Source organism: Bradyrhizobium iriomotense (assembly GCF_018129405.1).
Taxonomy (GTDB): domain Bacteria; phylum Pseudomonadota; class Alphaproteobacteria; order Rhizobiales; family Xanthobacteraceae; genus Bradyrhizobium; species Bradyrhizobium iriomotense_B.
In genome coordinates, this window is the sequence record NZ_JAFCLP010000001.1 from 16,107 (window position 1) to 28,702 (window position 12,596).

General features: G+C 62.2%; 15 protein-coding genes. 1 reads left to right on the plus strand and 14 read right to left on the minus strand.

Annotated elements, in window-relative coordinates:
* Positions 1–3: 3 nt before the first annotated feature.
* The 10 genes from JQ592_RS00095 to JQ592_RS00140 form a co-directional block, all read right to left on the minus strand.
* Positions 4–471, minus strand: a complete 468-nt coding sequence (locus JQ592_RS00095; protein ID WP_211400898.1) for a hypothetical protein — start codon at positions 469–471, stop codon at positions 4–6.
* A 15-nt stretch (positions 472–486) separates the two neighbouring features.
* On the minus strand, positions 487–1,389 hold the full coding sequence (locus tag JQ592_RS00100; RefSeq protein ID WP_211400899.1) for a type II secretion system F family protein: 903 nt from the start codon (positions 1,387–1,389) through the stop codon (positions 487–489).
* A complete protein-coding gene (locus JQ592_RS00105; protein ID WP_211400900.1) occupies positions 1,386–2,318 on the minus strand; it encodes a type II secretion system F family protein in 933 nt (310 codons plus the stop codon). The genes JQ592_RS00100 and JQ592_RS00105 overlap by 4 nt, the downstream gene beginning before the upstream one ends.
* Entirely contained in the window at positions 2,315–3,751 is a 1,437-nt protein-coding gene (locus tag JQ592_RS00110; RefSeq protein WP_211400901.1) for a CpaF family protein, read from the minus strand. Before JQ592_RS00110 ends, JQ592_RS00105 begins: the two co-directional genes overlap by 4 nt.
* A complete protein-coding gene (locus JQ592_RS00115) occupies positions 3,748–4,944 on the minus strand; it encodes an AAA family ATPase (protein ID WP_211400902.1) in 1,197 nt (398 codons plus the stop codon). Before JQ592_RS00115 ends, JQ592_RS00110 begins: the two co-directional genes overlap by 4 nt.
* Positions 4,944–5,900 carry a Flp pilus assembly protein CpaB gene (gene cpaB / locus JQ592_RS00120; protein WP_211400903.1) on the minus strand — a complete coding sequence of 319 codons (957 nt, stop codon included), beginning with the start codon at positions 5,898–5,900 and terminating at the stop codon, positions 4,944–4,946. Before cpaB ends, JQ592_RS00115 begins: the two co-directional genes overlap by 1 nt.
* Position 5,901: 1 nt before the next feature.
* A complete protein-coding gene (locus JQ592_RS00125) occupies positions 5,902–6,408 on the minus strand; it encodes an A24 family peptidase (protein ID WP_211400904.1) in 507 nt (168 codons plus the stop codon).
* A gap of 81 nt (positions 6,409–6,489) precedes the next feature.
* The gene (locus JQ592_RS00130) at positions 6,490–6,657 is read right to left on the minus strand and encodes a hypothetical protein (RefSeq protein ID WP_349630431.1); all 168 of its coding nucleotides are present in this window, start codon (positions 6,655–6,657) and stop codon (positions 6,490–6,492) included.
* Positions 6,658–6,826: 169 nt separating this feature from the next.
* Positions 6,827–7,039 carry a hypothetical protein gene (locus tag JQ592_RS00135; protein WP_211400906.1) on the minus strand — a complete coding sequence of 71 codons (213 nt, stop codon included), beginning with the start codon at positions 7,037–7,039 and terminating at the stop codon, positions 6,827–6,829.
* Between the two features lie 430 nt (positions 7,040–7,469).
* Positions 7,470–7,961: a pilus assembly protein N-terminal domain-containing protein gene (locus tag JQ592_RS00140; protein WP_211400907.1), complete on the minus strand. Its 492-nt coding sequence runs from the start codon at positions 7,959–7,961 to the stop codon at positions 7,470–7,472.
* A 167-nt stretch (positions 7,962–8,128) separates the two neighbouring features.
* On the opposite strand from JQ592_RS00140, the gene JQ592_RS00145 reads away from it, so the two are divergent.
* Complete coding sequence (locus JQ592_RS00145) at positions 8,129–8,428, plus strand: hypothetical protein (protein ID WP_211400908.1); 300 nt, start codon at positions 8,129–8,131, stop codon at positions 8,426–8,428.
* Between the two features lie 142 nt (positions 8,429–8,570).
* Here the strand turns inward: JQ592_RS00145 and JQ592_RS00150 are convergent, their stop codons facing one another.
* From JQ592_RS00150 to JQ592_RS00165, 4 genes are all read right to left on the minus strand, one after another.
* Positions 8,571–8,852: a hypothetical protein gene (locus JQ592_RS00150; protein WP_211400909.1), complete on the minus strand. Its 282-nt coding sequence runs from the start codon at positions 8,850–8,852 to the stop codon at positions 8,571–8,573.
* A gap of 559 nt (positions 8,853–9,411) precedes the next feature.
* Positions 9,412–9,675, minus strand: a complete 264-nt coding sequence (locus JQ592_RS00155; protein WP_211400910.1) for a cold shock domain-containing protein — start codon at positions 9,673–9,675, stop codon at positions 9,412–9,414.
* Between the two features lie 86 nt (positions 9,676–9,761).
* Positions 9,762–10,595, minus strand: coding sequence for an efflux RND transporter periplasmic adaptor subunit (locus JQ592_RS00160; RefSeq protein WP_211400911.1), 834 nt, complete (start codon positions 10,593–10,595; stop codon positions 9,762–9,764).
* Positions 10,592–12,592, minus strand: a complete 2,001-nt coding sequence (locus tag JQ592_RS00165; RefSeq protein ID WP_246820068.1) for a preprotein translocase subunit SecA — start codon at positions 12,590–12,592, stop codon at positions 10,592–10,594. The genes JQ592_RS00160 and JQ592_RS00165 overlap by 4 nt, the downstream gene beginning before the upstream one ends.
* Between the last annotated feature and the right edge of the window lie 4 nt (positions 12,593–12,596).

The window sequence follows — 12,596 nt, forward strand, 5'->3', positions numbered from 1 at the left end:
ATCCTATTGAAACCGCTCTGAGTACGACAGCGTGAAGGTGCAAGAAGGGCTGCACAGCACCGCCTTTAACAACATCGGCGCCAGGGTAACGGTCGTCTGATAGGAATAGTATTTTGGCGTTGCGGTGTTGGCTGACGAGCAGAGAGCACCGCCATCCCCGCAAACGAGCTTGAAATTGGAGATGGGATGCTTGGAATCAGCCTTGGCGAGTGCGCTTGACGTCCAGCTTGAAGTGTCCGTGAGATCCGTTGGCGGAGAGTACTGAATGGATTGCCCGAAGCTGCGCAATGCTCCCCACGCCGATATGAACTGGAAGCCGGCGATGGCAACGTCGGCTAGCGGCAGCAGCAGGCTGAATATGAGGAAAACCGTGATAACCGGCATCTCCAGTGCAACGGCGCCCCGCTGATCCGCCAGGAAGAAATGCTTCCGGCTCCTGAAACTGCCGCGGCAGGCGCGAACCGTGCGCATGGTCTCTTTTCCGTCCTAAATCTGCTTGAACGCACGAATGAGATGCAGAAACGGGCTTCCACCCAGTATGACGAACATCGCCGGGAGCAGAAACAACACCATTGGAATGGTGAGCTTGGCGCCGAGCTTATGAGCGCGTTCTTCCAGCTTGGTAATGCGTTCGCGCCGGAGGTCGGCGGCGATCGTGCGCAGAGCCTGACCGAGCGGCGTGCCGTATTGCAAACTCTGGCTCACCATGGTGCCGAAGCGCCGAAGTCCGTCCGAGATGGCCCCCAATTTCTCGAAGGCCTCGGCGCGATTTGGCAAGATCCGGAGATCGTCAAGCAAACCGTGCAGCACCCGTGCCATGGCCGGATTGGTCTCGTTCATCTCCTCGGCCACGCGCTGCAAGGCACTCTCCAGGCCCATTCCCGCTTCGCTGCAGACTACGAGCAGATCGATCGTATCCGGCGTGCCGAGCCGAATGGCAGCATCGAAACGCCGCCTCAGGATGAGTAGCGTAAGCCGCGGTCCCATGATTCCGATCACCACGCCGGCCAGCGTGAAGATCAGCACGTCCATCGGCGGCCTCCCCGAAAGCTGCGCGAAAAGGAAGACGACGACCGGCAATACGAACATGCTCACGACTTTGACACCGATCCAGATCGGCAGCGTTCGATGATGATTGAAGCCTGCCGACTGGAGGATCGTCTTTAGTTGGTTCAGGTCTTCCTCGGCGTAAAAGCGTTTGTACCGCGTGCCGATCGACGAAAACCAACCGATCAGATCTCTTGAACGCATCGATCGATCCGGGATGCCCAGCACGGCATTTGACACTCGCGCGTCCAGTGCGCGGATGTGGAGTTCGCGGATGATCAATACGAAGGTCGCCGCCGCCGCGACGATCGCCAAGGCGACAAAACCGAGACCGGCAGTCATAGTGCCGTCTCCCGTCGGATCATCCAGCGTATCACGAAATGCCCGACAAGCACGGAGCCGGCGGCGTAAGCCAATAGCGTGTTTCCGACCGGATCATAAAACAGCAGATCGATGGATTGCGGATTGATCACGTACAGCAAACCACCCACAATGAGCGGCGCCATTGAAAGCGCGCGCGAGGAAAAGATCACCTCTCCCGCGAGCGCCTTGGCACGAGCGGCGAGCGCGACGCGTTGACTCACGGTCTCTCCGAGAATCTGCAATGTCTCAGCCAGACTGCCGCCTGACTTCAACTGGACAGCGAGCGTCACCGCAAACATCGCGTACTCCGCCACCTGCGTTCGCCGATAGACCGCTTCCACCGCCTCTTCCGGAGGTCTTCCAAGGCTGAGCTCGCTGCATACGATCGCAAACTGTCCCGCCGTTGGCTGCGGCATCTCACGAGCGATGGCGCGAAACGCCTCGTTGACCGGCAGGCCGGCGCGCACGGTACTCGTCACCAGTTGAATCGCGTCGGGTAGTTGTCGAAAAAGCTCATTGGCAAACCGGCGTTGCTGCCATCCAAACAGACCTCTCACCACTACAAGCGCTGCGATTGCAGCTGCAATCGACACCGAGAGCGTGGGAAACGCGAACACCCGATTTGCATAAAAGATCGCTGACGCTGCAACGACGCCGGCAAGCAGGACGTAGACCGGGTGCCAGACATAGACGATGCCCGGACGGTAGTTGGTCAAACGGTGCAGAAACCGCGAGCGGGTGCCACTCTCCAGACGACGAATTGATGGCAGACTCGCCACAAGCGAGCTGGGCAAAGCTTTGGTGAGCTGGCGTTCCATACGTCGCTGTCGTCCGTCGAGCCAGAGCGACACGGCGATAGCACACAGCAGGAGCAGCAGAACCGCGACGATCACTGATTGCGGTATCATATGGACCTCATTGCCTCGTCCCAGTTTCGATCAAGCCCGTAGTAAACGAGGCGGCTCTTGAATTTCGGGACCGCGTGAGTGGACCTGTAGGTCCCCGATATGCGCCCGTGAACGTCCTCCTCCTTGTACTCGAACGCAGCGATGTCGTTGGTGGTGATCACCTCGCCTTCCAGGCCGATCACCTCGCTGATCTGGACGATACGGCGCTGTCCGTCGCGCATGCGCTCGACCTGCACGATGAGATCCAGCGCCGCGACGATCTGGGACCGGATCGCGCGCGAGGGTAGATTGACCTGCCCCATCTGCACCATGTTCTCGATGCGGGTCAGGGCGTCGCGGGTGCTGTTGGCATGCACGGTGGAGATCGAGCCGTCATGGCCGGTGTTCATGGCCTGCAGCATGTCGAAGGCTTCGGCGCCGCGCACCTCGCCCACGACGATCCGGTCGGGGCGCATGCGCAGGGCGTTCCACAGGAGATCGCGCTGGGTCACCTGCCCGGTGCCTTCGAGGCTCGGCGGCCTGGTCTCCAGGCTGATCACATGCGGTTGCTGGAGCTGCAGCTCCGCCGCGTCCTCGATGGTGACGATGCGCTCCCTGGGATCGATGAACTGGCTTATAGCGTTGAGCAGCGTGGTCTTGCCGGAGCCGGTGCCGCCGGAGACCAGAATATTGAGTCGCGCCCGGCCGGCAATCTCCAGCAACTTCGCAATGGCCGGGGTCATCGAGCCGTTCTCGACCATGCCGGCCATGTCCAGCCTGCGGCTTGGAAACTTGCGGATGGAAATGCAGGGGCTGTGGATCGCGAGCGGCGGCAGGATGATGTTGACCCGGCTGCCGTCCGGCAGGCGGCAGTCCACCATGGGGCTGGACTCGTCGACGCGCCGCCCCACCTGGGCTGCGATCTTCTGCGCCACCGAGGCGATGTGGTCATTGTCGCGGAACCGCACCGCGATCCGCTCCAGCTTGCCGTTTCGCTCGACATAGATGTTGCTGGGACCGTTGATCATGATGTCGTTGATCGATTGATCGAGCAGCAGCGGACGGAGCGGGCCGTAGCCCGTCATGTCGTCCGCGATCTCGTCCGCCAGCACGATCTGCTCGCGGCCCGACAGTTCGAGCCGGTCCTGGTTGGCGATGCCGTGGATGATTTCCTCGATCTGCCGCCGCAGGATATCGCGCGACACGGTCGCCGCGGCCGCCGGATCGATCTGCTCGATGACGCGTTCGCGCAGCGAAGCCGGCATCACGGGGTGATGAACCGGCGCTTCCTCGCGCCTTGGTGCCATGACGGGCGTCGCGGCAGGCACGCTTGGGGGCGGCGACGGCAGACTTGTCGTCGCTGCAGGCGCGCCAGGCATTGGCAAGGGCGAGCCCGCCGCCAGTGCAGGCAAACGATCCGGCATATCGTCCGGGCGCTGACCGAATTTCTTCATAGCCTGAGCAGCCTCCTCAGCCGACCCTTGTGCTCGGCGCCGATACCCGTGATCTCCCGAACGATCGGAGTGAGGTGGCGCCGCAACCTTCTGACGTGCTTCAGGGCGGGGATGCCGAGATTGACGGCCTGGGTCATGCCCTTGCCGAGGTCCGGAATCACCATGTCCGGCTCGGCGCCCAGGGCCTTGACCATCGTGGCCCTAGGAAGCCCGCCCGCGCGATCGGCCCGGTTCAGCAGCGTGAACACCCGGTCCTTGCCGGCGATGTTGGTGACGGCGGTGCGCAGCGCATGGGCGTTGCGGAGCCCAGTGACCTCGGCTTCCAGCAGGACCAGCACGTGACGCGAGAGTTCGATCACCGAATGCATGGACGGCGGGAACGGCACGGGCACGTCGACGATGACATAGTTGAAACGCTGGCGGAGCAGACCCAGCACGTGCCGCACGCCCGCCTCGGTGATGTCGAGCTGCGCGTCGAGCTCCTCATCGGCCGAGATCAGGGACACCCGTTCGTTGACCTCGATGGCCGCGCGCTCGAGAAACAGGGTGTCGGCGCGCATCGGGTTCTCCAGCGCGATCCGCAGCCCCGGCCCCGGCCGAACGCCCAGCATCACGGCGGTCTCGCCGCCCTGCAGATGCAGATCGAGCAGCGCGACCTTGGCCTTGGTGGTCTCGGCGATTTGCAGCGCCAGATTGATGGCGATGCTGGTGGCGCCGGCACCGCCCTGCGCGCCGCAGATCGAGACCACATGTCCGCCGCGATCGGCCGCGACGTGCGAGACGTCACCCAGCAGCTTCGGGCGCAACTGGTCCAGCACGACATCGCGCGTCAGCGGCTTGGGGAGATACTCGGTCAGACCGAGATCCATCAGTTGGCGGTAGAACGTGATCTCCCTGTTGTCGCCGACCAGGGCGACGCGGACATCGGGCGGGCAGACGCCGGCGAGGCGCTCCAACTCGGGAAATGGATCATCGATGCCGCTGATATCGGTCACCAGCGCGAACAGATCGGTGTCCGTCTCCAGCATTTTGATGGCGCTGCGAATCGTGCCGTGCCTGACGGTGAGGTTGGTGCCTTCGAGACCCTTGCTCAGCGCGCCGGCGCTGATCTCGTCATTGACGAAACAGACGATCCGGTTACGCGTGAGCACGGATGTCGTTTCCTGGGGCGGAGTGATCACGGCCATGTTCATCAGCGTTTCTCCGGCAGTCTGGAAGCGTAGCCGACTGCACTGGCAGTCCGGCTGGCAGCTTCCGATCCATCGCAGCTCACGGTGGCGTCGCTGTCTTCGGCGTCCTGCTTCCTGACGGTGTACTGCTTGACCTCGCCGCCGGAATGAACCACCACCGCAGTTCGCTGTCCCGCGATCGCATTCTGGCGCGCAAGCTCCGGCGACACGTCGCAGCTCGAGATCGAACCCGTGTCTCCCTTGTCCCACTGATCAATGGCGGCCCGCACCGCCAGAGAGAGCGTGCCGAGCTGCTTGGCGACCGTGACCTTCTTGACCTGCTCCTGCGTCAGCTCCAGCGACACCGTCTGCGGCAGCTTGCCGGTCACCGAGCTAACGCCGCGCCCGCCCTGCACGATCTCCTGGTCGATCGCGATCACACGGACATTGCGCAGGACGGTCTCGCTCATCGCGCGACGTGCGGGATCCGCCTTTTCGAACACCTGGGTCAGCACGACATCGACATGGTCGCCCGGCCTGACCAGGCCCGAGACGCCAGACTCTTCATCCACTTTAATGCTGATCGCCCGGCTGTCCGGCGCCAGCACGCTGGCGAGGAAACCACGGTCCCGGGGGCGCAGGATGTCCTGCAATGTGATGGGGCTGCCGGCGTCGACGAACTTGCGCACCAGAGAGCCGGGGAGCCCGGCCGAGGAGTCGGGGGTTTCAAGGATCGCGCCCGTCGGGACACGATCGGGCGGCACCTGGCGGAGCGTGAAATCCTCCTGGCGGGCCAATGTGCCCTTTGGCAGCGGTCGCGCCGCAACGAAATATCCGACAGTTGCGGGTGCCGCCGGCCCCTTTTCGGCGACCTGCGTGGGGACCTGTCTTGGCAGGCTCATGTTATAGGCAATGAGCCCGAGCGCCGTGGTTGCGAGCAACAGCACCATAATGATCGAGATGCGCAAAGCGGATGACATGTCAAAATCCTCGACTGAAAATGGCCCAGATGCCGCCGCAAGCGATGGCAACTCCGTAAGGCAATGGTGCGTGGCGCAAATGGCGCCAGCGCTCAATGGCGTAAACGCGGCGGGCGAACGACGATCCGGCGGGCGCAAGCCGGGGATATGGCAGGTTGCGCATCACCAGATGCGCCATAGCGAGAACGCCACCGGCCAGCGCGGTGATGGTCAGCAACTGGACGAGGCCCATCAGCGGAAGACCAACCGCCAGGGCGACCAGCAGCTTGACGTCGCCGCCGCCCATCCATCGCCGCGTGTAGACGACCAGCAGCAGCAAAAAGAGGATCGCTGCCGATATCAGCGACTCGGCGATTTGCATCGGGCTGGCCAATTGACTGGCGATCCCGAGCAGCGCCAGCGCCAGGCAGATCTCATTTCGGATCAATCGTGTCGCCACATCGAGCGTTGCGACATAAAGCAACAACAGGATTTCCAGAATCGAGGCTATGGAAGCAATCCAACTCATGAAACGCGGCCTCAAACTCATTAAATGCAATAGTTAGAAAGGGTAGTCGTACATGCCGATGTCCCCGCCCAGACGCCGGTATCAACCTCCTACGGCAGCATTGACAGCGGTGCCGATCGTGCTCATCGCATTCGTCAGCACATCCTTGATCGGACCACTTGCACCGGCCTTGAATACGGCACCAACGATGGTGACGATGCAGACCGAAAGGATCACATATTCAAATGATGCAACGCCGTCCTTGTCCACGTGCAGACGCTTCAACGCGTTGATGGCCCCTGATCGATGCCGCAACAAAGGAATATCCCTTCTTCTCGAAGGTAAGTTTTGAAGTCGAACCAGTCCAAATCACGAAATGAATGCTGCAGAATTGTGGGGGGCGCACTTCAATGGCCCCCCACTAGGACAGACGGCCGTGTTAGCCGACGGCGGTAGTCACCTTGGTGGTGATGGCGTCGATCGCACTCTTCAGTGCAGCACCGATGCCGGTACCGGTGGTGGTGCCGAACGCAGCAGCCACAGCGGCGACGACGCACGCCGCAACGATCACGTACTCGAACGACACGACGCCGTCCTTGTTGTCACGCAGGCTCTTCAGGGCTTCGGTGGTCTTGATGTAATACTTCAACATAGGAGAAAATCCCTCTTTACTAAGATTAACTGACCATTACCGTTGGCAGGCAAATTTTCGCCAACTGACTAAAATTCTAATATTTCGCCCGAAAGTTGTCACCTGCTAATCGTTTTTTAACCTTACTCGGGGCGCCCGGAAGACTACGGTTAGGAACTCGGCCACGCAGGCATTTAAAGCGGCGGAATCCCGTTAAAATGCGGGTTAATTGCACCTGCCGCAGGCAATCAGCCGCGCATATGGCCAAAGCAAGCGGCAGACCCCGGCTGGCGCGGAGACGCGGCCGGAAGTCGCATGGCCGACTATGCTGATTTATCACCGCCTGCCGGCTTGCCAGTAAGCGCCAGCGCGGGTCCGAATTTCCGAAGGGCAGCAGGCCGCAGGCGCCAATGCCTATGCATCCAGCGCCGCCGCCCTACCGGTCTATCCCTCACCGAGACTCCCTTGGCGGCGCGGCGGTGCTGCCGTCGCTCCGCTGCTGGCTCTCCGGTGTCGCCCCGTAAGGCAGCGGCTTGGCGTCGGGATCGGCGCGACCACACGAGCGGCTGGTGCAGAAAAAGCCGACATAGTCCTTGACGTCCGCCCGATAGATTTTCACCAGCCCCTGGGTCTGGTCCACGACGATGTTGGAGCGGTGGACCACCTGACCATCCGCAGCATAGGCCGTCATCATCACGCGACCGGCTTTCAGGCCCCGGATCGTGAAGACGCGATCGGTTTCCGGAATGACCTGCGCGATGTCCTCGACGGAAAGGGAGAACCTGGCGACCGGCTGATCCAGCGTGAAGGTGCGGGCCTGCTCGGCCCGAAGCTCGATCGTCTCGGTGGCGACGATCTCCTGCATTCGCTGCGCGTTTGCGGTGCCACCGGTGCAGAGGGCAAAGAATGACAGCAACGCCGCCGGTAAAATCATTTGTTTCATAAAAATTCCTCCCGAGAAACAGGAAGCTCATGACCGCAAATTACGCGGGCGGCGAAGACTAGCATAGCCCGCCGCGGCAGTCTCTTTGGTGTTAATCCCGAAAGCCGCGACCTTGCGTTTCCGCCGGGCTTGGGAGAAGCTGAATCCCTGGGCGGCTGGGGGCAGGCATGCGCATTTACTTCGGTTTATCGGTTTTTATCGTTTGCTCTCTCGTTTACTTCTGGATTTCCGCCGGTGGCGCGCACGGACAGACCGCGTACCTGGTCGACGAGAGGCCCTGCCCCGACCTCGATCCCCGGCTGCGGCAGCCCCGAGACAATGAGTGGTGCGACTACGTTACCAAGATCAAGCGTTGCGACGGCGATCTGGCCGAGCGCCTGTTTCAGCAAAGCCGGGCTCCGGCCTATCTGATTTCCGAGCTCGGCACGGAGCATCCTCGCCGGCTGATCTGCCATCCGAACGAGTGAGCGTGGTCGGCGGCAACCTGTTCGCGGCGCGTTGGGATTACGACAGTGATACGAACGTAAATTACCGAAAATCGGTCCGCACTTGCATTTTAAAGCCGATTTATGGATGCGGCTTGGAAGGTTTCCCCCTTTAAGGGATTATTTATCCCGGATCGGCCGCCTCTGTTGCGGCCCCGATCAAGAGGAAACGGAAGTTTGGCTTCGGCAACGTACGGCCGTCCTGGTCGGACAGGGCCTTGGCGTGCTCGCGTGTATGCTTGGCCTCGGCGACCAGAAGGCAGCGCCTCAGCTCCTCGCTGCAGCGCTTTGCCTGGGCGCGCATCTGGCACTTGTCATCAGCAGAGCTGGAGGATTTGGCGAGACTGCTCCATGTCGCTGCGAGCGACTTCTTGAGCAGCTCAATCTTGCGCTCCAGATCGTCCAAACGCTGCTCCGTCAATCCCTCTACGGATACACGCTTGGAACGGAGCTAAGCCGATTCTCCCGCTTCGTGAAACCCCGTAGCGGTACTGTCCCCCTCGCGGCCCGCCTATGAAGCGCCGAGCCTCGTCCAGACAGCATGGACAACGAGGAAAACGGACAACGCCCCCAGCAGCCACCCCAATTCGGTGCCCATCTGGCGCTCGTCAAATTCAAGGTTGGGGTCGTTCTCGCGGCCGAACGGGACCTCTGGTGCCGGCCGTTGCGGGCGACCCGCTCGTCCGGCTGCGCGCCGCAACAGTCGACGAACGATCGTCTCCCGCTCGACAATGCTGCCTCTGTCGGAATCGTCCGGCATCGTCAGTCTTGCCCGGCCTTGCGAAGAGGCCGTCGTTGCATCAAGGACATGAGGCGCACCAGGCGGTTCACGCGGCGAACGCTGTCGGAAAAGCGGGCTGCGGGGGTACGGTGTCGAATGTGGAAGACGAGCTTTCGAAGGCGACCGAGCATGATGTTCCTCGCAACATGACAGAGCGCAGAGCTTGCAGCCGAGCGGCTAGCGGCTAGCGCGGCAGACGTGGTGATCTCACATAGCGCGTCAGAACAGGCGCGCTATGGGCATTGGCGAGGACCCGGATGCCGACGGCCTGCCGCTTGCCGGACCGCTGATCGGGAGCCAGGTTGTAGCTCACCCGGGCACCGGCCTCGGGGGTGAGGCCGGGAGAGAATGATTTGAGGTGAAAGAAGATGTCCGTGCCGCCGGAATCCGGCCTGATGAAGCCGAATGCCCTGTCGCCGTGATATGTCTTGATCGTACCTTCCAGCATCTTGCAGCCTTTTCAGTTCGATAGACGCATGGTCTCGGGAATTGCTAATGGACTAAGCAGATTTCTTGACCCTCTCGATATCAGTGTCAGCCAACGCCGGGAAAACGGACGCGGCATTTGAGCCCGGCGGGCAGCGCGTAGTTCGGATTTGGCAATTCAAGGCGAACACCGATCGTCCCGCTCGCCGCATCGAAAACCTGATCGACGACCGTCACGAGCGCGGGGTATCTGCCTCCGACCGGCTCCTCGGGATAAACCTCTGCCGACGCACCCACACGGATCTTTCCGAACTGGCCGAGCGGAACGTAGACCTCAACCAGCAGCGGATCGATTTGCGAAACCGTCAGCAGATGGGCCTGGTCGAACGCATACTCGCCCGGGCCCAGCTTGCGCTCGACCACCACGCCGTCGATCGGGCTCCGGATGGTGCGCAGCTTCAGGACTTCGTTGGCGCGAGCCACTTCCAGCGCCGCGAGGGCAAGGTTGACCTTCGCTTCCTCGACATCCTGTTCGGCCACCCGCGCACTCGTCTCCGCCTCATCGGCAACCGCGGCTGAGACCGAGTCATTCTTGCGCAACAGCTTGGATCGCTCGTCCTTTCGCCGCTGAAACTCGAGCTTGGCGATGCTCGAGCGAACCGTCGCCTCGTTTTCGGCACGGGCTTTCGCCAGCGACACCGCCGCCTGCTCGACGCCCGATTCGAGGCGAGCAACGACGTCACCCTTCTTGATGATGTCGCCACGGTCGACCAGCATCTCGCTCAGAAGGCCCGGTACGGAGGTTCCAAGCTTGAGCACCATCTTCGGCTGGATCAGGCAGTCGAATTGCCCCTCCGGTCTTCTCTCCTGCGCATTGGCACATCCTGCTTCCGCGGCGACCGAGACGACCAGAATGGCGAGAAATGCTCGAGCTCGTTTCATTCGCCCCTCCCCGAAAACGCAAGCACCCGGTCGAGCCGGCGATCCAGCTTCACATTCTGGACGCGCACATAGCCATGTCGCCGTTCCGCCTGGAATTGAGCCAGCCAACGCAACGACTGGTAGACTCGCAACGGAATGGGAATCCGGCTGCCGACAAGTCGCGCAATCAGGCGCGTCATTGATCCTGCATGGATCATGAACACCTCGTCCTGAAGTGAAACGATAGCCTCGCAGCTGCCGGGATCGCCCTGTCGTGCGCAGCGACCGAACAGCTGGCGATCAACCCGCCGCGAATCGTGGTACTCGGTCAGGATGACATGCAGGCCGCCTCGCGCGGCAACGCCCGGGTCAAGCCGGATATCGGTGCCGCGACCCGCCATGTTCGTCGCGACCGTCACGCGCGCGGGCTCGCCAGCCCTCGCGACCACCTCCGCCTCGTCCTGGTCCTGCTTCGCATTCAAAAGCGCATGCGCAATGCCACGTGCATTCAAGGCGGCGCTGATCTCCTCGGACGCCCCGACCGAGCGCGTGCCGATCAACACCGCCCTGCCCTCGGCCACAGCCAGCCGTTCCACCCTGTCGGCAATGATCCGCAGCTTTTCAGCCGGGGTCGTGCAGACCAGAGGAGGCGCCACGCGGCGCCGCGAGGGCCGGTTCAGCGGGATGCGAACGACATCGAGTCCGTACACGGACTTGATCTCCCGTGCGACCTCACGAGCGGTCCCCGTCATTCCGGACAGGCGAATGTAGCGACGAAACAGGCGTTGATAGGTGATGCGGGCGAGCGTCTCGCGCCGCTCTGTCAGTTCGCAATCTTCCTTGACCTCGATCAGTTGATGCAGGCCGCGCTCCCAGGAGCGGTCGGGCATCACGCGTCCCGTCGACTCGTCCACGATTTGCACCTTGCCGTCGATGACGACATAGTGCTGATCGCGGTTGAACAGCATCATCGCAGAGAGGGCATGCGTCAAAAGCTCCTCGCGAGCGCGATGCGAACTCCAGACGCCTTGCAGCCCCTCAGCCAGCCTGCCGATCTCCCGACGACCTTCCTTGGTCAGCGCCAGACTTCGCTCTGCGAGATCGATCTCATAGTGCTCGCCCGCAGCAAGGCCGCTTGCGAATTCGAGCGCCTGCTCGCATTGCAGTCTTTCCTCGCCGGCCCCCGTCGACGATGACAGGATCAGCGGCGTGCGCGCTTCATCGATGAAAATACTGTCGGCTTCATCGACGATGCCGAAATAGAGCCCGCGCAGCACGAGATCCTCGTCACGCTGCAGGCTGCCGCGCAGCCGCTCGAGCGAGAGGTGCAGGCTGCTGCTTCGGTGCGCCAGAGCGACACGATCGCGCAGATAGTCGAATGCAAGCTCCTTGTTGGTGCAATATGTCACCGAGCTCGCATAGGCGCGACGCCGCTCGGCTTTCGGCATGCCCTGCACCACGGCCCCCACACTCAGGCCCAGGAACTCATAAAGCGCCCTCATCTCGCCTGCGTCACGCTGGGCAAGATAATCGTTGACGGTGATGAGATGCACGGGATACCCGGCGAGTGCCACGGTCGCCGCAGGCAGTGTCGCAGCGACCGTCTTGCCTTCTCCGGTCGCCATCTCCACCAGCCTGCCTTTCAGCAGTCCGAATCCTGCGATCAGCTGGACGTCATAGTGCCGCTGACCGATGGTCCGCGACGCCGCCTCCCGCACCAGCGCGAAGCAGCGGCCAACGAGAGGCGGCGTGAAGCCCGAATTCCGCAGTCTCGCACGGACACCGGACACCTGCAGACGCAGCTCTTCGTCGCTCATGATCCGCAGGGCGTTCTCATGTGCGGCGGTGTACTCGACGATAGGCATCAAGGCGCGAACGGGATCCCGTAGCCCCTCGAACGCGCGTCCGATCAGACCCTTCGCCAGATATTCGGCCACCCGATCGTGGACCGCCGGCTCGCGGTCCGCGCGCTCCGGATAGGGACGGCCAACCGCCAGGTCGCGGTGATCGAGTTCCATAACG